Origin of the sequence: Streptomyces sp. R302 (assembly GCF_012927245.1) — a bacterium.
Lineage (GTDB): Bacteria > Actinomycetota > Actinomycetes > Streptomycetales > Streptomycetaceae > Streptomyces.
The window spans coordinates 51,733-72,813 of sequence record NZ_JABBGE010000018.1 but is presented as its reverse complement, the minus strand read 5'-3'; the positions used below and the strand labels follow the sequence as shown (position 1 = coordinate 72,813).

Genomic DNA, 21,081 nt, shown 5'->3' with positions numbered 1-21,081 from the left:
GTTGGGCGCCGTCACCGACCCGGGGCCGTCCGACGGTCCACTCCCGGGCGGAGACCGGCGCCGCGTCCCGGACGTCTTCCGGTGCTGTGTGAGCTGTGGTCATGAGCGCCGAAGTTACCCAGCGCAGCCGCGAACTTCCTCGTCACGAGGGGTTACGGAGGGGGGATGATCCGTGTTATGGCGCGACGGCGGAGCGTCGAAGACCGGACGACCACCTGACGCATTCGAGGGTGCGAAAGCGTAAGGAAAGTGCGCAAATCCTCGCTCTATAACGACGACGTAACACCTTCGGGCGGTCCCTTACCGTCACCAGAGCGTTACCGCATCGTCCGGCGGAAGCCCGTTTGGCGGCGCCGTATCCGGTTAGGGATGCCTTGTATGGGCCATTGTTCACGGAGCGTCACCGCGAGAGCGGTGCGACGCCGACGGCGGTCCGGACGGACCGCACCCGCAGGCGGAGCCGCCCGGGCCGGTCTAGCGTGGGCAGAGTGAGCAGTCGGCTCCCCCACACCCCGCCCCCCGCCACCGGCCGGGGCGCCCCGGGCGGCGGCACCGCGCCCGCGGCGCTCCGCGTCGCCGTCCAGGCCCTCGCCGCGGTCGTCGCCGGATACGCCGCCATGGGAGTCACCGCCGCCCTCGGCCTCTGGGCCGCCGGTGCGGCCGACCTCCCCGGCGGCTTCACGGCCGTCCTCGCCGCCGTCGTGGTCATGGCCGCCGGCGGCCAGGTCGAGATCGCCGGCTCGGCCGGCTCCTTCGCCGGCACCCAGGGCGAACTCACCGCGATGCCCCTCACCGTCACCCTCGTCGGAGCACTCGTCACCGGCGCGGTCTTCCTCCGCCCGCTCCGCCACCACGCCGTGGCCCGGGCCGGAGACCTCGCGGCCCGCGCCGCCGCCGTCACCGCCCTCTGGCTCGCCGCCCTCGCCGGACTCTCCGCCCTCGCCCGCCACGACTTCCCCCTCAGCCTCGACATCGGCGACCCGCAGGAACCCCTCAGCGACCTCTTCGGCGAACTCCTCGACGCGACCGACCCCACCGTCGGCTTCCGCACCCTTGTCGGCCCCACTCTCGGCTACGGGCTCCTGTGGATCCTCGGCGTCCTCCTGGTCGCCCTCCTCGTCTCCCGCCGAAGCCCCCTCCCCGCGCGCGTGCTCCGTCACCAGGAGGCCGTCAGGCCCGCCGCCTCGGCGATGCTCCTGCTGCTCCTCGCGTACGTGGCCGTCGGCCTCGTCATCGGCCTGGTCGTCGCCGCCACCAAGGGGCACGCCGCCGAGACCTTCGCCGTCCTCCTCCTCGGCCTGCCCAACGTCAGCTGGCTCGCCCTCGGCGTCGGCATCGGCGGCTCCTGGGAGGGCCGCGTCGACGGCCCCTTCGGCCTCCCCATGCCCCAACTCCTCGACGCCGTCCTGCGCAGCGGCGGCGACAGCCCCGACCTGTCCACCGTGGACCTCTCCTCGCTCGCCGCCCAGGACGGGCGCGCCTGGTGGCTGCTGCCCATCGCCGCCGTCCTCGTCCTCGCCGCCGCCTTCGTCGCCGCCGTACGCTCCCCGGCCCGCGTCCGGCCCTGGCAGCACGCCCTGCACCTCGGCGTCGCCTTCGCCCTGACGATGCTCGCCGTCGCCCCCCTCACCCTCGTCGAGGCCCGCTTCGGCCTGTCCATCCTCGGCATCGGCGACCTCGCGGCCCTCGGCGGTGAGGTCGTGCTCCGCCCCGACGTCTGGCGGACCGTCGGCTTCGCCCTCCTGTGGGGTCTCGTCGCGGGCTTCCTGGCGGGCCTGCTCTCCACCCGGGTACGGCACCGGGGGCAGGTCCCACCGGGGGAGGAGAAGGGCTGAAGGAGTCGTACGTGCCTGATCGGCGCCAGGGGCGCCGCGTCAGAGGCGTCCCGTCGTCCCGTCAGAGGCTTCCCGTCAGGGGCGGAGGAAGGCCGGCTCAGAGGCGGCGGAAGGCCGGCCGTGCCCATGCCGGAGGCTCCGGCGGGGGACCGGGCGCCAGGGAGGCGAGACCGTCCGGTTCCCCGGCCCCGGCCCTGGGCCCTCGCCCCGTCGCCTGTCCCGTGAGCGGAGCACCGCCCGGCACGCGCGCGAGGGCCGTGCGCAACTCCGCGACGAACTCCAGGCACGTCCCGTACCGCTCCTCCGGCGTCTTCGCCAGCGCCCGCGCGAACACCGCGTCCGCCGCCTCCGGCAGCCCGGCGCGATGCTCGGCCAGCGGCGGCGGAGGGTCGTACTGCTGGGCCCACAGCACCGCCCAGTCGGTCTCCCGGCGGAACGGCGGCGCCCCGGCGAGCGTCTCGTAGACCACGCACGCCAGGCTGTACACGTCGCAGCGCCCGTCCACCGGCTTCCCGGAGATCTGCTCCGGCGCCACGTAGTCCAGCGTGCCGACGAACTCGCCGACCGTCGTGAACCCGGTCAGCGACAGCGACTTCTTCGTCAGCCCGAAGTCGGTCAGATAGACGTGCTCGGGGTGGTCGCGGTCCGTGCCCTCCGCGACGAGGATGTTCCCCGGCTTCACGTCCCGGTGCACCAGGTCGTGCGCGTGCGCCGCGTCCAGCGCCGAGGCGACCTGGGCCGCGATCCGGCCGGCCGTCACGGGCGGCAGCGGCCCCTCCCGGGCCAGCAGCGCCACCAGGTCCTGGCCCGCCACGTACCGCATGGCGATGTACAGCACGCCCTCCGTCTCGCCCGCCTCGAAGACCGGCACGATGTGCGGGTGGTCGATCGACGCCGCCACCCGCGACTCGTGCGCGAACCGCTTCCGGAAGGTGTCGTTACGGGCCAGCTCCGGCGCCAGCAGCTTCAGCGCCACCGTCCGGTCGAGCCGCAGGTCCCGCGCCCGGTACACGACGGCCATCCCGCCGCGCCCGATCTCCGCCTCCACCCGGTACCCCGCGATCTCCTTGCCGACCAGCCCCGAAGGCCGCCCCGCCGGGAGCCCGGTGTCCCGCGCCCCGCCCGCCATCAGCCCTCACCCTCCGTGTCGGGCGGCCGGCCCACGACCCGCGTGGGCGGCGCCCCGGCGACCTCCGCCGGATCCGCCTGCGGCACCACCTGCGTCGGCTCGTATACGACGGGCGCCTCCGCCGGCCCCCGTACCTCCGGCACGGGCTCGGTGGGCGTCGGCTCGGCCACGGGCTTCGGGGCCGGATCGGCGGTGCGGGAGGGGCCCGCGGCGGCCGCGTACGTCGTCAGTCCCACCCCGTCGCAGTACACCCACCGCTCGTGCTCCGCGTCGTACAGCCAGACCGACTCGCCGTCGACGACCATCCCCACCCGCAGCCCCCGCGTGCGCCGCCGGAAGATCTCCCCGTCGGCCCGCCCCGCCGCCCGCTCCTCCACCGCCCGCCGGTAGCGCCCCAGGGCGTCCTCGGCGCGGGCGATGAGCGGGCGGGGGTCGGCCGTCCGGGAGAGCGCGGAGCCGGCGGCCGGAGGATCGTCGGGGACCGCGACCAGGAGGCGCGCGTCCACCCACGCCGACCAGCCGTTGGAGCAGAGCACCCGCCCCCAGTCGCCGGTCCGCTCGATGAGCCGCACCGGCAGGAAGGCGTCCAGCGGCACCGTCGGATACGCCGGGTCGGGCGCCTGCCAGGCGGAGAGGCCGCCGCGGGGGACGACGTGGGTGGGGTGGAAGTCGGCCGCGTACGCGGCGTCGGATCCAATATCCGACATGTTGGATCCATTATTCGGATCCGAGATGTTGGATCCAATGTTCGGGAGATTGGATTCAGTCACCGTCGCATCACCACCGGCTCATGACGCCGCAGCAGCCGGGACACGGCGAAACCGAGCACCACGCAGAGCACGACCAGCATGCCCATGTCGAAGAGCCAGGCCGCCGCCGTGTGGTCCATCAGCGGATCCGTCGTCTTCTCGCTCGGCGCCACCGCCCCGATGTCGATGGTCGCGCCCATCGCGGCGAACGCCCACCGCGACGGAACCAGCCACGCCAGCTGTTCGAGGACCGGAGTGCCGCGGACGCTCAGCAGCGCCCCGCAGAACACCACCTGGACGATCGCGAGGAGGACGAGCAGCGGCATTGTCACCTCCTCCTTGCGCACCAGCGCCGACACCAGCAGGCCGAGCATCATCGCGGTGAAGGCGAGCAGGGCGACGGCGAGCGTGATCTCTACGAGCGCGGGCATCAGCACGCCCTTGCCGCCGGGCACGTTGAGCGGCACGCCGATCAGGGCGACCAGGGTCAGTACGACGGCCTGCACGATGGTCACGGTGCCGAGGACGACGACCTTGGAGGCGAGGTAGGCGGAACGGGACAGGCCGACGGCTCTCTCCCGGCGGTAGATCGACCGCTCCTTCACCAGTTCGCGGACGGCGTTGGCCGCGCCGGTGAGGACGCCGCCGACACACAGGATCAGCAGCACGTTCAGGGTGGACTCGGGGTTCAGGCTCCCCTCGGAGAGGGCCCGGGCCATGGCCCCCATCACGAACGGCAGCGCGATCATGATGGCGAGGAAGGTCCGGTCGGCGGCGAGCGCGGCGGTGTAGCGCCGCACCAGCGTCCGCAACTGGCCGCCCCAGCTCTGCGCCTTGGGCGGCGGCGCGGGCGCACCGGGGGCCGGCTCGGCGGGCGCACCGGCCACCGGCGCGTACGGCCGGACCGTGGCGTCCTCGATGTACCGCCGGTGGAAGCGCGACCCCCGGTACTGCCCGGCCCAGTCGCGGTCCCGCGCCGTCTCGAACGCCTCGAAGGCCTCCGGCCACTGCTCGAAGCCGAAGAACGACAGGGTGTCGTCGGGCGGCCCGTAGTAGGCGACCCGGCCGCCCGGGGCGAGCACCAGGAGCCGGTCGCACACGTCCAGGCTGAGGACGCTGTGGGTGACGACGACGACGGTGCGGCCGTCGTCCGCGAGCCCCCGCAGCATGTGCATCACCGAGCGGTCCATGCCGGGGTCGAGCCCGGAGGTCGGTTCGTCGAGGAAGAGCAGCGAGGGCTTGGTCAGCAGTTCCAGGGCGACGCTGACGCGTTTGCGCTGGCCGCCGGAGAGGCTGTGGATGTGCTGGTCGGCGCGTTCGGCGAGCCCGAGTTCGCCGATGACCTCCTCCACGCGCGCGTGCCGCTCGCCGGGCGCGGTGTCCCCGGGGAAGCGCAGCTCGGCGGCGTACGAGAGGGCGCGCCGGACGGTCAGCTGGAGGTGCAGGATGTCGTCCTGCGGGACGAGCCCGATGCGCTGCCGCAGCTCGGCGTAGTCCCGGTACAGGTCGCGGCCGTCGTACAGGACGGTGCCCCGATCGGCGGGCCGCTGGCCGGTGAGCGCCCCGAGGAGCGTCGACTTCCCGGCCCCGGACGGCCCGACCACCGCGAGCAGCGTCTTCTCGCCGACGGGGAAGGACACCTCGTCGAGCAGGGTCTTCCGCCCGTGGTCGACGGTGACGGCCAGCCGCTGCACGTCGAGCGAGATCTCGCCGGTGTCCGTGAACTCGACGAGCTGCCCGCCGGCCAGGCAGAACGCGCTGCGCCCGATGCCGACGATGTCGTCCGCCGTGACCCGTTCCGGCCCGACGACGGCCCGCCCGTTGAGGAAGGTGCCGTTGTGGCTGCCGAGATCATGGATCCAATAGGTTCCATCCGGTCGGGCGAGGAGTTCCGCGTGGTGCCGGGACACCACGAGATCCGCCACCACGACGTCGTTGTCCGGCGCCCGCCCGATCCGTACCCGGTGCTCCGGCAGCGGCCGCACCGCCGTGGGCCGCCGGAAGGTCCCCGTGGCCCCCGGCCGCGACACCCCCGCGGGCAGCGCCGGACTCTCTCGTACGAGCTCCGCGTCGGCGGCGATCGCGGACGAGCCGGGTGGGGTGGCCTGATCCCCGTCGGCCGCGGGCCGCCGCTCCGGGGGCGGAGGGGGCGCGGGCGGCGGCGGGGGGACGGGTTCGCCCGGGGGCGTGGTGAGGAGCGCGCGGGGGCCGTCCTGCGGGTGGCCGAAGCGGAGGACGGTGCCCGGGCCGACGACCCGGGGGAGCCGTACCCGCACGCCGTCCGCGAACGTGCCGTTGGTGCTGTCCTCGTCGGCGAGCGTCCACTGGCCGCCGGCGGCGCGGAGCACCGCGTGGTGCCAGGACGTCCGGGCGTCCGTGAGCACGATGTCGCTGGTGGGGTCACGCCCGACGCGGTAGACGCGGCCCGGGTCCATCCGCGTCGTGACCCCGTCGACGAGGAGGACCAGGCCGGGTGCGGCGGGCGCTACCGGCCGCTCTCCCATGCGTGAATCCTATCCGCCGGGGCCCCGGCCCGCCCGGCGCCGGAGTCTGGGGCGGGGGTGCCGGGCGCGGGTAGGGTGGGCCCGGGCGCCGCGGGGAGCGGCGCCGGACGGACGACGGGGAGGCGGACGTGCCGAAGGGCGTCACGAGGCGGCGGCCGCGCACCCGGGCGGCGCTCCTGAAGGCCGCCCTGGAGGCCTTCGCGGAGCACGGTTTCCACGCCACGACCATCGAGCAGGTCTGCGAGCGCGCCGGGTACACGCGGGGCGCGTACTACTCGAACTTCGCCAGCAAGGAAGAGCTCTTCCTCGCGCTCTTCGACGAGCACAGCGAGCGCACGGTGAGCCGGCTCGCGGCGTCGATCGACGCGCTCACGGCGGAGGAGTACACGCTCACCCGGCTCGCGGAGCTGGCCGCGACGATCGAGCCGGACGAGCGCGACTGGTACCTGGTGACGACCGAGTTCACGCTGCACGCGATCCGCGACCCGCAGGCGGCCTGGGTCCTGGCCCGCCACGACGAGCGGCTGCGGGCCGAGATCGCGCGCGGACTGACCCTCGTGCTGCGCCGGGCGGGCCGCGAACTGACCGTGGACGCCGACCGGTTCGCGCGGCTGCTGATCGCCCTGCGCGAGGGCGGTCTCGCGCAGAGCTACGTGGAGCCGGCGGCGCTGCCGCCGGGCGACCTGGAGCGGGAGTTCCTGCCCCCGCTCCTGGAGGCCTCGACCCGCCCCGTACGGCCGTCCGGGCCCTCTCAGTCGAACAGGTCCGGGTCCGACGCCTCGATCTGATCCCACAGCGGCCGCGCCTGGAACCAGCCCGCCAGGTGGCCGCCGATCTGCCCCCGGGTGAGCAGCGCGGTCTCCCGGTCGATGAGCTGCGGGGTCCCGGCGGCCATGGCGAGCAGCTGCGCCTGGCAGGAGCGCTCCATGGTGACGAACCACCAGACGGCCTCGGCGACGGAGTGGCCCACGGTCAGCAGCCCGTGGTTCTTCAGGATGACCGCCTTGTGCTCGCCGAGGGCCTTGGCGACCCGCTCGCCCTCCTCGGTCTCGTTCACGACGCCCCGGTAGTCGTCGTAGATCCCGTGGTCCTCGAAGAACGCGCAGGCGTCCTGCGTGATCGGGTCGAGCGGGATCCCCAGGCTGGAGAACGCCTTCCCGTGCAGCGAGTGCGAGTGCGCGGCGGCGATCGCGTCGGGGCGCGCCGCGTGCACGCGCGAGTGGATGACGAAAGCGGCCCGGTTCACCGGCCGGCGCCCCTCCAGGACCCGCCCCTCGTGGTCGACGAGGATCAGGTCGGAGGCCTTGATCTGGCCGAAGCTCATGCCGAAGGGGTTGACCCAGAAGGCGTCCGGGTCACCCGGATCCCGCACGGTGATGTGCCCCGCCACCCCCTCCGAGAACCCGAACCGCCCGAAGATCCTGAACCCGGCGGCCAGTTGCTCCTTCCGGTACCGCCGCTCCTCCTCCACACTCCCGAACGTCGGCGGCAGCGGCAGCTCCACCCCGTCGGGCAACGGCCCCACGGCAGCGGCGAGGGCGGGCGGCACGGTGCTCATGGCGACTCCAGAGGGATGCGGAGGAGAGTGCGCGGCGCCCCGAAACATACCGGCGAGTATCCGATACATCAATGCATCGGAACGGCCGTCGCCGGTCAGGAGGCCGGGGCGCCGAAGCGGGCCAGGTAGTGCCAGACCTTTTTGACGTCCTGGGGGTCGTACGTGCCCGACAGGGAGGCGTTCTGGACGAGGCGGGGGGTGAGGAGGCCGTCTTCGGCGATGCGGGTGCCGAGGTCGACGTACTCGGGGCCGCGGAAGGACGGGTGGCGGCGGAGTTCGGGGACGGTGAGGCGGAAGCCGGGGTGCCATTCGACGGGGCAGGGGAGGCGGCGGGCGGCCTCCTCCACGTCGGTGCCGCGGTGGCTCGGGTCCAGGACCAGGGCCTCCACGTCCCGGGCGAGTTCGACCGGGCCGTGGACCTGCGCCTCGACGTAGTCGTCCAGCGGGTCCTGGTCGTCGGCCTCCGCCAGCGCCACCAGCGCCATCCGGGAGGCGACGCCGAAGTCCGTCGGCTCCAGGAAGCTGTCGGGGTAGCAGAAGCTCGTCCGGGCGGTGGCCTCCGGCGTCAGGCGGAGGTGGGCGGAGCCGAAGCGGGGCGCGGCGCCGTACGGGCGCCGGCGGAAGTCCAGGGCGCCGTACACCGGGCGTTCGTGCGCCGGCGCCTCGTCGTACGCGCCGCCGAAGATCCGGCTCTCCCAGTTCCAGCGGTCGCCGCCGGGCCGGGCCGTCAGCCCGCCGTTTCCGGTGCCGGTCACGAACTGCGAGCGGTAGACCCCCTCGTCGGCCAGCCGGTCCAGGAAGTGCGGGTGGAAGTTGAGGGTGATGCGCAGGGCCGGGTCGATCGGGCCGCCCGTCGAGCGGGCCTCCACGTGTGCCAGTGCCCGTCGCCCCGTGTCGTGGACCGGGGAAGGGGCGGGGCGGGGCGTGGAGGTCGTCGTCATGGGAGGAGTGTGCCCGACGCGCCGGGCTTGCGGCGCGGGGTTTTCGCTGGCTACGGTCGCCGCGCGACCAGCGGGAAAGCGCTTGCCCCCACCCTGGTCGGTGACCCGCCCGGCAGCCGACCACCCGACCCCAGGAGCTCCGCGTGCCGCCCACCCCCGACGTCCTCGTCTACACCCGCACCGCCGGCTACCGCCACGACTCCATCCCCGACGGCGCCGCCGCACTCACCGAGCTCGCCGCCGCCCGCGGCCGCACCGCCGAGACCACCGAGGACCCCGCCGCCTTCACCGCCGAGGGGCTCACAGGCCGCGCCCTCGTCGTGCTGCTCTCCACCACCGGCACCGTCCTCACCCCCGACGGCCGCACCGCCCTGGAGGCGTACCTGCGCGGCGGCGGAGCCCTCCTCGCCGTGCACGCCGCCGCCAACGCCGAACCCGACTGGCCCTTCTACGGCGAGCTCCTCGGCACCCGCTTCGCCGGCCACCCCCCGCTCCAACCCGGCGCCGTCCTCGTCGAGGACCCCGCGCACCCCGCCTGCGCCCCGCTGCCGCCCCGCTGGGAGTGGACCGACGAGTGGTACGAGTACACCTCCCACCCGCGCGTGCCGGGCGCCCGCGTCCTGCTGCGCGCCGACGAGGCCGCGTACGAGGGCGGCACGCTCGGCGACGACCACCCGCTCGCCTGGTGCCGGACCGTCGACCGGGGCCGCTTCCTCTTCACCGCCCTCGGACACACCCCGGAGGCGTACCGCGACCCCGCCTTCCGCGCCCACCTCGACGGCGCCCTCGCCTGGCTCGTCCGGTAGCGCGGGGAACGCACGCGCGCGTGCGTCACCCCACCGCACCCGCCCCCCTTGCGTTCGCGTCCCGGAAGCGGGAGGTTTCCCGTGGGGGCCGACGCAGGAGGAGAAGGCCATGGCCATCGCCACCGTGAACCCCGCCACCGGCGAGACGCTGCGCACCTACGACGCGCACGGACCGGAGGAGGTCGAGCGGCGGATCGCCGCCGCCCACGAGGCCTTCCGCCAGTGGCGCACCACCCCCTTCGCCGAGCGGGCCCGGCTGCTGCGCGCCGCCGCCACCCTCCTCGACGAGGACACCGAGGACATCGCCCGCACCATGACCCTGGAGATGGGCAAACCCCTCACCGCCTCCCGCGCCGAGGCCGGCAAGTGCGCCAAGACCATGCGCTGGTACGCCAAGCACGCGGCCGAACTGCTCGCCGACGAGCATCCGGCCGAGAGCGACGTCCGCGACGCGGGCGCCGACCGCGCCCGCGTCCACTACCGGCCGCTCGGTCCCGTCCTCGCCGTCATGCCCTGGAACTTCCCCCTGTGGCAGGTGATCCGCTTCGCCGCGCCCGCGCTCATGGCCGGGAACACCGGCCTCCTCAAGCACGCCTCCAACGTGCCCAGGACCGCGCTCTACCTCGGCGACCTCTTCCGCCGCGCCGGATACCCCGACGGCTGCTTCCAGACCCTCCTCATCGGCTCCGCCGAGGTCGAGGGGGTCCTCCGCGACCCGCGCGTGGCCGCCGCCACCCTCACCGGCAGCGAGCCCGCCGGCCGGGCCGTCGCCTCCGTCGCCGGCGACGTCGTCAAGAAGACCGTCCTGGAGCTCGGCGGCAGCGACCCGTACATCGTGATGCCCTCCGCGGACATCGTCCGGGCCGTGAAGACCGCCGTCACCGCGCGCGTGCAGAACAACGGCCAGTCCTGCATCGCCGCCAAGCGCTTCCTCGTCCACCGGGACGTGTACGAGGACTTCACCGAGCGCTTCACCGCAGCCATGAACGCCCTCACGGTCGGCGACCCCCTCGAAGAGTCCACCGACGTCGGCCCGCTCGCCACCGAGAAGGGCCGCGCCGACCTGGAGGAGCTCGTCGACGACGCCGTACGCAAGGGCGCCCACGTCCTGTGCGGCGGCGCCCGGCCCGACGGACCGGCGCTCGCCCGCGGCTGGTACTACCGCCCCACCGTCCTCACCGGCATCACCCCCGCCATGCGGATCCACCAGGAGGAGACCTTCGGCCCGGTCGCCACCGTCTACCCGGTCCGGGACGCGGAGGAGGCGGTGGCCGTTGCCAACGACTCGCCGTTCGGGCTGAGTTCCAACGTGTGGACCCGTCGCGACGAGGACGTCGACCTCTTCGTCCGCGACCTCCAGGCCGGCGGCGTATTCGTCAACGGCATGACCGCCTCCCACCCCGCGCTCCCCTTCGGCGGCGTCAAGCGCTCCGGCTACGGGCGCGAGCTGTCCGGCCACGGCATCAAGGAGTTCTGCAACGCCACCACGGTCTGGCAGCGCGCCTGACGCCCGCCCCCGCCGGGCCGTCGCGTCACGTCACCGGCGCGTCCACGCCAGCAACCCCTCCGCGTCCCAGGTGTTGACCACCCGCTCGGTCGGTACGCCGCACTCCTCGGCCCGGGCGCAGCCGAGGAGCTGCCAGGCCAGCTGACCGGGGGCGTGGGCGTCCGTGTCGACGGCGAGGTACGCGCCCGCCTCCACGGCCTGCCGCAGCAGCCGGCGCGGCGGGTCGAGCCGTTCCGGGCGGCTGTTGATCTCGACGGCCGTGCCCGACTCCGCGCACGCCGCGAAGACCCGCTCCGCGTCGAACTCCGACTCGGGACGCAGCCGGCCGCCCGCGACCAGCTGGCCGGTGCAGTGGCCGAGGACGTCCATCAGCGGGTTCCGCACCGCCGTCTCCATCCGCCGGGTCATCGCCCGTGCGTCCATCCGCAGCTTCGAGTGGACCGAGCCCACCACCAGGTCGAGCCGGTCGAGGAGTCCGGGCTCCTGGTCGAGGGAGCCGTCGTCGAGGATGTCGCACTCGATGCCGGTGAGGAGCCGGAAGGGCGCCCACCGCTCGTTCAGCTCCGCCACCACGTCCAGTTGCTCCCGGAGGCGTTCCGGCGACAGGCCGCGGGCGACCGTCAGGCGTGGCGAATGGTCCGTCAGAACCGCCCAGTCGTGGCCGAGTTCGATCGCCGCCCGGCCCATCGCCTCGATCGACGCCCCGCCGTCCGACCAGTCCGAGTGGAGGTGGCAGTCGCCGCGCAGCGCCGCCCGCAACTCGCGCCCGAGCTCCGGGCGCTCCGGCTCCACGTCCAGGGAATCCGCCAACTCCCTCTCCAGGTCGGCGAGATAGTCCGGAACCCGGCCCTCCAGGGCCTCCCGCACCACCGCCGCCGTCTTCGGCCCCACCCCCTTCAGGGCCTCCAAGGTGCCCGCCGCCGCCCGGCGCTCCGCCTCGCCCTCGGGCAGTGCCTCCACCGCCGTCGCGGCCGTGCGGAAGGCCCGCGCCCGGTACGCCGGGGCGCCGCCGCGCTCCAGGAGGAAGGCGATCCGGTTCAGCGCCGCCACGGGGTCCACGCCGGGCTCCTCAGCCGCCCGGGCGCGGGGCGTCCGCACCCACCCGCGCCGGGCCGATCTCGCACCACACCGCCTTGCCCTCGCCGCGCGGCTCCACGCCCCAGCGCGAGGCCAGCGCGTCCATGAGGAGCAGTCCGCGGCCCGAGGTCGCCGCCTCGCCCGGGGTGCGCCGCCGGGGCCAGGCGCTCGACCGGTCCTGCACCGAGAGCCGCACCCGCCGCACCGGCTCGGGCAGCACCTCCAGGGTGAGCACCGCGCCACCCTCGGTGTGCAGCAGCACGTTCACGAGCAGTTCGCCGGTCAACAGCTCGGCGTCGTCGGAGAGTTCCGGCATGCCCCAGTCCCGCAGCGCCTGCCCCACCGCCGCCCTCGCGTCCGAGAGGCCCTGCGGGTCGGCCTGGTGGATGTACTGGTGGATGCGCGGCGCCCGCTGCGTACCGGGGTCGGGGCTCCGCCGCAGCACGAGCAGGGCCACGTCGTCGCCCGAGCCCCACCGCTCCCACAGCCGCTCCGACAGGTGGTCGGCCAGCGCCTCCGCCTGCGGCGGCCCGCTGCTCACCGCCTCCGACAGGGCTGCGAGCCCCGCCTCGATGTCGGTGCCCGGCTGCTCGACCAGTCCGTCCGTGCACAGCACCAGCGTCTCGCCCGGCACCAGGTCGAGCCGGGTCTCCGGGAACTCCTCCTCGCCGAACACGGTGGCGAGGCCCAGCGGCATCCCGCCGCGCAGCTTCGGCTGCCCCACCCGCCCGTCGGTGTGCCGGATCAGCGGCCCCAGGTGCCCGGCGCGCACCGCCCGCACCGTGCCGCTCGCCAGGTCCACCTGCGCGTAGGTGCAGGTCGCGAAGCGGTTGGTGTCCAGCTCGGCGAGGAAGCGGGAGGCCCGGGCCAGCACCGTCGACGGGGCGTGGCCCTCACCCGCGTACGCCCGCAGCGCGATCCGCAGCTGCCCCATGATCGCCGCCGCGTGGGTGTCGTGGCCCTGGACGTCGCCGACGACGATCCCGACCCGGCCGCGCGGCAGCGCGATCACGTCGTACCAGTCCCCGCCGACCTGCCGGCCGCTCCAGGCCGCGTGGTAGCGGACCGCGATCTCCCCGCCGGTGATCTCCGGGATCCGGCGGGGCAGCATCGTCTCCTGCAGTCCGGTGGCCAGCTCCCGCTCCTCGTCGAAGAGGGTGGCCCGCTGGAGCGACTGGGCGACGATCGCCGCCAGGCCGAGCGCCAGGTTCCGCTCGTCCGCCGTGAACGCCGTCCGGCCCCGGTAGAACAGCGCCATCCCGCCCAGCGAACGCGCCTGCGCCACCAGCGGCAGATAGCAGGCCGCGCGGAACGGCAGCCGGTCCAGATACGGCGCGAGCTCGGGGAAGTCCCGACCGAGCGAGGCGAACGAGGACACGAACCTCGGCCGGCCGCTCAGCACGGCCTCCGCCAGCGGCAGCCCCGGGTCGAGCCGCCGCAGCCGCAGCCCGTCGAGGACGTCCAGGGAGTCGCCGCTCAGCGCGATCACGTTCAGCGAGCCGTTCTCGACGAGACCGAGCGCGAGCCCGTCCGCGCCGAGCCGCGCGAGGCCGCCGGGACCGGTCAGCGCGGCCGTCACGTCGTCCACGGTCACCGCCCGCGACAGCGCGTGCGTGGTCCGCTCGACGATGCTCGTCTGCATCTCGCGGCGCTTCTCCAGCTGCTGCACGAAGGCCGCGTGCGACACCTCGGCCGTGGTGTCCCGCACCGCCCCGACGATCCGGTGCGCCCGCCCGTCCTCGTCCCGCAGGATCCGCGCGAGCACATGCGTCCAATGGGGTGTCCCGTCGTCCTGCGGGATCGGGAAATGGGTGCTGTACGAGGACTCCCCGCTGGTCACCGCCGCCCGCACGACATGGTCGAGGCGCAGCCGTTCCGCCGGGTCGAGCCGTGCCACCAGGGTCGTCGGCAGGCCGTCGAAGCCGTCCGGGGACATGCCGAAGACCAGCAGCCCGGACGCGTCGACATCGATGGTGCCCGTGTCGAGATCCCAGTCGAAACTGCCGGTCCGGTTCATGGCGAGCCACTCGGCGGGACCGATCCCGCCACCGTGCGCCCGCGGATCGTCTTCGGTCATCCCCCCCATTGTCGAACCCGCGCCCCGCCGACGCCATGGCTGTGACACGGCGTGGCGCCCGGATGCGGGGCGGGGGAGCGGGCGCCAGAATGGCCAGTGCCGGGACCCACCCGCAGAAGCATGGAGGAGACGGCATGAACGCTGAGCCCGACGAGATGTCCCGGGGGGACGTACCGACCCCCGACCGGCTGCTGCACTCCGGTTCGGAGGGCGAGTTCACGGCGGAGGACCTGGTGCTCGCCTCCGGCCGCGACGTGAATCCGGAGACCCTGGCCTGGGCCGAACGCCGCATGGCGGAGAAGGGCCGCGCCTCCCTGGACGAACTCCTTCCCTAGCCGTACCGAGGACGCGCACCCGGGGCCCGGGCCGGTACGCACCCCGCCCCGGGCCTTCCGCATTTGTGGAACACGTTCTACCGTGGCCGCCGTCGTGCCGGTGACACCGACACCGACACCGCCGCCGACAGCCGTCACGGGAGGCCGGGATGCACCTGCGGTACACGCCGGAACAGAACCGCCTGCGCGCCGAACTGCGCGCCTACTTCGCGGAGCTCGTCCCCGAGGACGTGCACGGCCGGTACGAGGACCCGGCCGCCCAGAAGCGCTTCTACCGCGAGACGATCCGCCGCCTCGGGACCGACGGCTGGCTCGGCGTCGGCTGGCCCGTCGAGTACGGCGGCCGCGGCCTCACCCCGATGGAGCAGTTCATCTTCTTCGACGAGGCCGCCCAGGCGGGCGTACCGCTGCCGCTCATGGCACTGAACACCGTCGGGCCGACCCTCATGCGGTTCGGCACGGACGAGCAGAAGGCGTACTTCCTGCCCCGCGTCCTCTCCGGCGAACTCGACTTCGCCATCGGCTACAGCGAACCCGACGCCGGCACCGACCTCGCCGCCCTCAGGACCCGCGCGGTGCGCGAGGGGGACACGTACGTCGTGAACGGGCAGAAGATCTGGACGACCAACGGCGACACCGCCGACTGGGTCTGGCTCGCGGTCCGCACCGACCCGGACGCCGCCCCCCACAAGGGCATCACCCTGCTCCTCGTCCCCACCACCGACCCCGGCTACTCGTGCACGCTCATCAACACCCTCGCCTCGCACGACACCACCGCCAGCCACTACGACGACGTCCGCGTCCCCGTCTCGCGCCGCGTCGGCGAGGAGAACCAGGGCTGGCGGCTCATCACCAACCAGCTCAACCACGAACGCGTCACCCTCGCCGCCCACGGCACCATGGCCATCCGCGCCCTCCACGACGTCCGCCGCTGGGCCGCCGACACGCTCCTCTCCGACGGCCGCCGCGTCATCGACCTGCCGTGGGTCCGCCGCGCCCTCGCCCGGACCCACACCCGCCTCGACGCCATGCGGCTGCTCAACTGGCAGATGGTCAACGCCGTCCACCACGGCACCCTCACCCCCCAGGACGCCTCCGCCGTGAAGGTGTACGGCTCCGAGGCCCGCCGCGACGCGTACGCCGCGCTCATGGAGGTCGTCGGAGCGGCCGGGGCCCTCAAGGAGGGCTCCCCGGGCGCCGTCCTCCACGGCGAACTCGAACGCGGCTACCGCTCGGCCGTCATCTTCACCTTCGGCGGCGGCAACAACGAGATCCAGCGCGAGATCATCTCCTGGATCGGCCTGGGCATGCCCCGCGTCCGCCGCTGAACCCCTGTGACGAGGATTCTTAGTTGGCACCAGAGAGGGAGTGGCGTGGTCTGGGGGCACCCGGGCTGGCCATGTGTCGGCCCGAGCAGCCGGCAGCGAGGCGAGGGCGCGGTCAAGGTCGGGCACCCAGATCTCGATGTGGTGCAGTGCCCCATGCGTCGGCCTGTTTACGCGGCTACCGCCTCAGGTCGCTCGACGAGCCGGCAGCGTTCGTAGGGGCCCCAGCGTGGGGGAGCGGGACGAAGTAGACATCATTTATCATTCCGGAACTATTCGGGAAGGTGTGCCCTCCCCATCCCACCCGGGGTGATTTGCCCGACCGCCTGATCCACGAGGCGTCTGGCCTGATCGTGGGCAGAGGCCTCCGCCGCCTGAAAGAATGATCAACCGGCAGATGGAGTCGCATGCGAGGAGGCTTGGGTGGTGCGTGCGAGGCTGCGGACCCGGTTTCGGTACTGGTTCGACGGGACGATGGACCGGGGGACGTCGGCCCTGATCATGTGGCTGGCGCTGGCGTCGGTGCTGCTCATCGCGCTGGCCTCGACACTGGTCGTGCTGTTCACGAACACCGACTCCGAAGACAACGGCGGCTGGCTCGGGGTGGCGTGGATGAGTCTGCTGCGCACGCTCGACCCCGGCACCATGGGCGGAGACACCGGCGGACCCGTCTTCCTCGGGCTGATGCTGACGGTGACGATCGGCGGGATCTTCGTCGTCAGCGCCCTGATCGGTGTGCTCACGACCGGCCTCAACCAGAAGATCCACGAACTGCGCAAGGGTCGCACGCAGTTGATCGAGCGGGGGCACACCATCGTGCTGGGCTGGTCGGACCAGGTCTTCACGGTGATCGCCGAACTCGTGGAGGCGAACCAGAGCGAGCGGCGCTCGTGCGTGGTGGTCCTCGCCGACCGGGACAAGGTCGCCATGGAGGACGCGATCCGCGCCCGGGTCCCCTACACCGGCAGCACCCGCGTCATCTGCCGGTCCGGCAGTCCGCTCATCCGGGCCGATCTGGATCTGGTCAGCCCGGACAGCGCGAAGGCGATCATGGTGCTGCCCCCGGTGGGTCAGGATCGCGATGTCGACGTGATCAAGGTCCTGCTGTTGCTGCACAGCCGTACGTGGCGGGGTGCCCGCCCTCCTGTCGTCGCCGCCGTGCACGACTCGGAGAACCTCGCCGCGGCCCGCCTCGCCGGGGGAGATGGCGCGCTGGTGATCGACGCCGAGGACATCGCGGTACGCCTCATCGCGCAGGCCCACCGGCAGACCGGCCTGTCCGGGGTCTTCAACGAGCTGCTCAGCTTCGCCGGCGACGAGTTCTACCTCCGCGAGGAGCCCGCCCTCGTAGGCAGGACGTACGGGGAGGCCCTGCACGCGTTCGAGACCGGGACGCCGGCCGGGCTGCGCAGAGGCGGAGGGGAGGTGCTGGTCAACCCGGACATGGACGCCGTCATCGGGCCCGGCGACCAGCTCCTCGTGATCGCGGAGGACGACCTGCTGATCCGGCTCTCCGAGACGCGGCCCCCGGTCGTCGAGGAGGCGATCGCTTCGGCGCCCGCCCAGTCACCTCGGCTCGACCGTACGCTGCTCATCGGGGAGAACTCCCGGACGACCAAGCTCGTGACCCTGCTCGACAGCTTCGTGCAGCCTGGCTCCACACTCGACATCGCGGCGCCGCGCCGGCCGGAAGCCGCGCTCGACCGGGACGTGGCGAACCTGACGGTGGGCTACAAGCACTGCGAGCCGACCCGCCGGTCCTCTCTCGAAGCCCTGGACCTGGGCGGCTATCAGCACATCGTCGTCCTCTCGGACGACACCGTCGCCCCCGGACCGGCCGACGACCGGACGCTCGTGACACTGCTGCACCTGCGGGACATCGAGGACGCGCTGGGCGATCCGTACTCGATCGTCACGGAGATGAACGACGACGCCAACCGCGAGGTCGCCCAGGTCACCAAGGCCGACGACTTCATCGTCAGCACCAAGGTGATCAGCTTGCTGCTCACCCAGCTGACCGAGAACCGCGACCTGCACGACGTCTTCACCGACCTGTTCAACCCAGAGGGCTCCGAGATCTACCTCAAGCCCGCCTCCGACTACGTCGTCCCCGGCACGAAGGCCAACTTCGCCACCGTGGTGGAGGCGGCCCGGCGAGCGGGCGAGACGGCGATCGGGTACCGCCTCGCCCGGCACAGCGAGGAGCCGCCCACGTACGGGGTCTTCCTCAACCCGTCGAAGACCGCCCCGCTCGTCCTCGGACCGCGGGACGCCGTCGTCGTCCTCGCCGAGGGAGAAGCCGGGCGCGCGGACGTCCCTGCGCATCTCACCTCACGTGATCGAGCAGCGCGGCCCCCACGCTGACGGACGCCGCTCGGTTCTCTGGTGCCGCCCGAGCCGTCTCCCCGGGGAGCGGGGGCCGCTCCGGAAACGGCTCTGGACTGGGGAGCCTTCGGCGGACCTTGACAGCGGACCGCGAGGTCTGACGGATGCGGAGGCCGAACGGCGACTGGCCCGGCACGGAGAGAACGTCCTTACGCTGTTCCTTCTCATCACCCTGGACGGGCTGGGTGACGCGGTCCGCGCGGGCCTGGAGATATCGCGCTGGACCATCGTCTACTTCGCCTCCTTCGTCCTCCTCGGGTCCTTCGTCCTGGTCAATCTCCTCATCGGCGTCGTCATCAACTCCCTCGAAGAGGCCCGCGCACTCGAATCAGCCGCCGTCCAGCCGCTCCCACCGCCCGGTGATGACGCCGGACGCCTGCACGAACGCATCGCCGCCGCCCGCGATGCACTCGACGAACTGGAAGCCGAGCTGAGGACCGCCACCCACTCCGTTCCGGACGAACGGCGAGCGGCCATTCACACGCCTCGGCCGACGGACCACGAGGGACGAACGGAGGCGTGGACAAGCCGCTGAAGTCAGCCGGCCACAGAGCACGGACGCCGCGTGGGCCCGAGGCGGCTATGCGGACGCCTCACCACTTCCGCCGGGTACACCGGCTCCGCCGCCCGCGCGGACGCGGTCGAGAACGTCGGCGTGCAGGTGCGCGACTCCGCCGGGCGGCACGGGCACGGGGTTGCCCGTGAGGGTGTACCACTCGTCGGCGTCCTTGTACTGGACCAGGACGACGGCCCGGCCGTCCATGAGTGCGTACGTGGCGACGGTGAGGTCACCGGTGATGACGCCGACCTCGTCGGTCATCGCGCCGCCGGCGCCGGCCCTCACGTCGTCGAGGTGCGCGTCCGGGCCGGGGGTGGGGCTGTCGGTCATGAGGAGCAAGTGTCCAGCATCTGCCCCAGCATGTCCTTCTCCGCCACGGTCACCGACAGCTCGTACGTGGCCTTGACCGACGTCCAGGCCCGACCGTAAGTGCACCAGTAGGTCTTCGAGGGCGGCTGCCACTCGTCGGGGCCCTGGTCGCCCTTGGAGCGGTTGGAGGCAGCCGAGACGGCGAGGAGCTGCGGGTGGGTCAGGTCGTTGGCGAACTCCTTGCGCTTCTCCTGGGTCCACCTGTTCGCCCCGGACCGCCAGGCGTTGGCCAGTGGCACGGTGTGGTCGATGTCCAGATCCGCCGCGTCCTTGAACGTCAGGTCGTCATACACGCTGACCCACGCCCCGGACACCGCACGGCACTCGGCATCCCGCTTCACGTTCGTACCGTCACGGTTCAGGACCGTCTCACGGGAGTTGCAGTTCTTCCCCTGCGAGGCCCAGTGCGGGAAGCGGTCACGGCTGTAGCCGGACATCGAACCGTGGGGAGCGACCTTCAGTCCCGAGAGCTGGGCACGCGCCTGCTCGGCGGTCGGCACGCCGGGCAGCGTCCCGTCCGCCTCCGGCGCACCGCCGGTCGCGCCACTGCGCGTCGGCGACGGCTTCGGATCCCCGACGCCGGGGGACTTGTCCGCGTCCTGCGCCGAACACCCCGCCACTCCGCCCAGGACCAGAGCCGCCGCCAAACTCGCTATGCCCAACCGCTTCTGACGTGCCATGACGCGATGCGTTCCCTCCGATTGAGTCCGTACGCGCGTCAGCGTATCTGTTCGATCGAGGCCGCCATCCGCCGTCCTCGCCTCCTGCGGCGCACCGACCCTCAGTTGTCGTTCATTCGCGCATTCGCGCCTCGTACGCGAGCGCGTGGGCAAGCTTGTCGGGCTGGGCATCGGTGAACGGCTTGGAGAGCTCGCCGAACTCGCCCTCGTCCGCTGTCTTGCCCTCGTTCCACTCGGCCCGCTTGCCGAGCTCGCTCGCGGTCCGGTGGTCGTCGAGGACGGTGCCGGCGGGCAGGGCCGTCCGGGCCCTGGTCGGCTTCTCGACGGCACCGAGGTATCCGGCCAGGTCCTCGCGGTTCCAGGCGTTGAGGCCCGCGCGGCGCGCGTCGCGAGCCCAGGCGTCCCAGCAGAACTCCTGGAAGGGGATGGTTCCCCGGGTGTAGCCGATGTCGCGGCCGAAGTAGAGAAGGCTGCGGTAGGGGTCGTCGGCGAAGTGGGCCAGTCCGCCCCCCCCTCTTCGGCAGCTTGGGGACGTCGACGGGGTTTCCGCCGACGTCCCGCAGCCACACCCACTCCCGGCTTTCATCCGCTCCCGGAACGTCTGCCGGGGCAGCCTGCTGAGGTTGTCCACGACGCGCAGCCGCACCCGCAGGTCGGGGGCCGGCGTCGGGCAGCTCGTAGAGCGAGGTGAGAGTGTGGTGGCCGTCGGTGAGGTACAGCACGCCGCCGGGGCCGATGACCACGGTCTTCATGGCCTCGGTGCTCTCGGCCGTCTCCTGGCCGACGGGCGGTTCACACGTGAAGGAGGTCGGGTCGTCCAGTCGGGCGTCCGGCCCGGCGACGGATGCCCCCAGCTGGACATTCGCCTCGCACCAGTCGTCGAATTTCTTGTTGATCGCGTCCTTGCCGAGCGTGTCGCGGCCGAGGTTGTAGGAGACCTGGTCGTAGCCGAGCGAGGGCTGCGTCGGGTGCACGTCACCGATCCGGACCTCGACGACGTCACCGGGCTGGGCACAGAGGTACTCCTGCGGTGTCGGTCGCTGGTCGTGCGCGCAGAAGGAGGGGCGGACACCCGGTGCACCGGGCGCGGCCGAGGTGAGGCCGGGGGCGGCCAGCGCGGTGCCGGCCAGGACACCGGTGGCGATCACGGCGACCGACCGTGCCCGTACGCGGGCGACGGGAGAACGTGAGGGACGACATCGGCTGAGGGCTCCTGATAGGTTCGCGGGAGCGTGGGAGGCGCGC

17 protein-coding genes and 3 pseudogenes are annotated in these 21,081 nt (G+C 73.1%); 9 read left to right on the top strand and 11 right to left on the bottom strand.

Going from position 1 to position 21,081, the window contains the following annotated elements; all coding sequences use genetic code 11:
• Positions 1-479: 479 nt before the first annotated feature.
• The gene (locus HHL19_RS36205; protein WP_169094670.1) at positions 480-1,835 is read left to right on the top strand and encodes a streptophobe family protein; all 1,356 of its coding nucleotides are present in this window, start codon (positions 480-482) and stop codon (positions 1,833-1,835) included.
• A gap of 97 nt (positions 1,836-1,932) precedes the next feature.
• On the opposite strand, the gene HHL19_RS36200 is transcribed toward HHL19_RS36205, so the two are convergent.
• The 3 genes from HHL19_RS36200 to HHL19_RS36190 are packed head-to-tail and all read right to left on the bottom strand — an operon-like array spanning position 1,933 to position 6,217.
• Entirely contained in the window at positions 1,933-2,964 is a 1,032-nt protein-coding gene (locus HHL19_RS36200) for a serine/threonine-protein kinase (protein ID WP_169094669.1), read from the bottom strand.
• A complete protein-coding gene (locus HHL19_RS36195; RefSeq protein WP_169094668.1) occupies positions 2,964-3,671 on the bottom strand; it encodes a hypothetical protein in 708 nt (235 codons plus the stop codon). The genes HHL19_RS36200 and HHL19_RS36195 overlap by 1 nt, the downstream gene beginning before the upstream one ends.
• A 59-nt stretch (positions 3,672-3,730) precedes the next feature.
• Positions 3,731-6,217 (bottom strand): FHA domain-containing protein, encoded by a 2,487-nt coding sequence (locus HHL19_RS36190; protein ID WP_169094667.1) that lies wholly within the window; start codon positions 6,215-6,217, stop codon positions 3,731-3,733.
• Positions 6,218-6,345: 128 nt separating this feature from the next.
• Between HHL19_RS36190 and HHL19_RS36185 the strand changes: the two genes are divergently transcribed.
• Positions 6,346-7,005 carry a TetR/AcrR family transcriptional regulator gene (locus HHL19_RS36185; protein WP_169094666.1) on the top strand — a complete coding sequence of 220 codons (660 nt, stop codon included), beginning with the start codon at positions 6,346-6,348 and terminating at the stop codon, positions 7,003-7,005.
• Here the strand turns inward: HHL19_RS36185 and HHL19_RS36180 are convergent.
• Both HHL19_RS36180 and HHL19_RS36175 read right to left on the bottom strand, forming a co-directional pair.
• A complete protein-coding gene (locus tag HHL19_RS36180; RefSeq protein WP_169094665.1) occupies positions 6,969-7,775 on the bottom strand; it encodes a class II aldolase/adducin family protein in 807 nt (268 codons plus the stop codon). The two genes, HHL19_RS36185 and HHL19_RS36180, sit on opposite strands and share 37 nt — an antisense overlap.
• Before the next feature lie 95 nt (positions 7,776-7,870).
• Complete coding sequence (locus HHL19_RS36175) at positions 7,871-8,716, bottom strand: DUF3626 domain-containing protein (protein ID WP_169094664.1); 846 nt, start codon at positions 8,714-8,716, stop codon at positions 7,871-7,873.
• A gap of 143 nt (positions 8,717-8,859) precedes the next feature.
• Here HHL19_RS36175 and HHL19_RS36170 point away from each other — a divergent pair, with 143 nt between their 5' ends.
• Together HHL19_RS36170 and HHL19_RS36165 are read left to right on the top strand one after the other, a co-directional pair.
• Positions 8,860-9,522, top strand: coding sequence for a ThuA domain-containing protein (locus HHL19_RS36170; protein ID WP_169094663.1), 663 nt, complete (start codon positions 8,860-8,862; stop codon positions 9,520-9,522).
• Between the two features lie 109 nt (positions 9,523-9,631).
• Positions 9,632-11,029, top strand: a complete 1,398-nt coding sequence (locus tag HHL19_RS36165) for an NADP-dependent succinic semialdehyde dehydrogenase (RefSeq protein WP_169094662.1) — start codon at positions 9,632-9,634, stop codon at positions 11,027-11,029.
• Between the two features lie 30 nt (positions 11,030-11,059).
• On the opposite strand, the gene HHL19_RS36160 is transcribed toward HHL19_RS36165, so the two are convergent.
• Together HHL19_RS36160 and HHL19_RS36155 are read right to left on the bottom strand one after the other, a co-directional pair.
• A complete protein-coding gene (locus tag HHL19_RS36160; protein ID WP_169094661.1) occupies positions 11,060-12,088 on the bottom strand; it encodes a PHP domain-containing protein in 1,029 nt (342 codons plus the stop codon).
• A gap of 10 nt (positions 12,089-12,098) precedes the next feature.
• Positions 12,099-14,183, bottom strand: a complete 2,085-nt coding sequence (locus tag HHL19_RS36155; RefSeq protein WP_169094660.1) for a SpoIIE family protein phosphatase — start codon at positions 14,181-14,183, stop codon at positions 12,099-12,101.
• Positions 14,184-14,317: 134 nt separating this feature from the next.
• On the opposite strand from HHL19_RS36155, the gene HHL19_RS36150 reads away from it, so the two are divergent.
• The 5 genes and pseudogenes from HHL19_RS36150 to HHL19_RS37980 form a co-directional block, all read left to right on the top strand.
• Complete coding sequence (locus HHL19_RS36150; RefSeq protein ID WP_169094659.1) at positions 14,318-14,518, top strand: hypothetical protein; 201 nt, start codon at positions 14,318-14,320, stop codon at positions 14,516-14,518.
• 149 nt (positions 14,519-14,667) lie between these two features.
• Positions 14,668-15,846 carry an acyl-CoA dehydrogenase family protein gene (locus HHL19_RS36145; RefSeq protein WP_169094658.1) on the top strand — a complete coding sequence of 393 codons (1,179 nt, stop codon included), beginning with the start codon at positions 14,668-14,670 and terminating at the stop codon, positions 15,844-15,846.
• A 420-nt stretch (positions 15,847-16,266) separates the two neighbouring features.
• Positions 16,267-18,207, top strand: coding sequence for a potassium transporter TrkA (locus HHL19_RS36140; RefSeq protein WP_346768597.1), 1,941 nt, complete (start codon positions 16,267-16,269; stop codon positions 18,205-18,207).
• A pseudogene (locus HHL19_RS38370) lies at positions 18,179-18,367 on the top strand (hypothetical protein); the annotation flags it as partial. The gene HHL19_RS36140 and the pseudogene HHL19_RS38370, both read left to right, overlap by 29 nt.
• 6 nt (positions 18,368-18,373) lie before the next feature.
• Positions 18,374-18,763, top strand: a pseudogene (locus HHL19_RS37980) (ion transporter); the annotation flags it as partial.
• Between the two features lie 45 nt (positions 18,764-18,808).
• Here HHL19_RS37980 and HHL19_RS36130 read toward each other — a convergent pair.
• The 4 genes and pseudogenes from HHL19_RS36130 to HHL19_RS38645 all read right to left on the bottom strand — a co-directional run.
• Positions 18,809-19,117 (bottom strand): hypothetical protein, encoded by a 309-nt coding sequence (locus HHL19_RS36130; RefSeq protein ID WP_169094657.1) that lies wholly within the window; start codon positions 19,115-19,117, stop codon positions 18,809-18,811.
• Positions 19,114-19,836: an HNH endonuclease family protein gene (locus HHL19_RS36125; protein ID WP_169094656.1), complete on the bottom strand. Its 723-nt coding sequence runs from the start codon at positions 19,834-19,836 to the stop codon at positions 19,114-19,116. The genes HHL19_RS36130 and HHL19_RS36125 overlap by 4 nt, the downstream gene beginning before the upstream one ends.
• A gap of 112 nt (positions 19,837-19,948) precedes the next feature.
• Positions 19,949-20,467, bottom strand: coding sequence for a ParB-like protein (locus HHL19_RS38365; protein WP_346768596.1), 519 nt, complete (start codon positions 20,465-20,467; stop codon positions 19,949-19,951).
• A gap of 187 nt (positions 20,468-20,654) precedes the next feature.
• Positions 20,655-20,810: pseudogene (locus HHL19_RS38645) on the bottom strand (chromosome partitioning protein ParB); the annotation flags it as partial.
• Between the last annotated feature and the right edge of the window lie 271 nt (positions 20,811-21,081).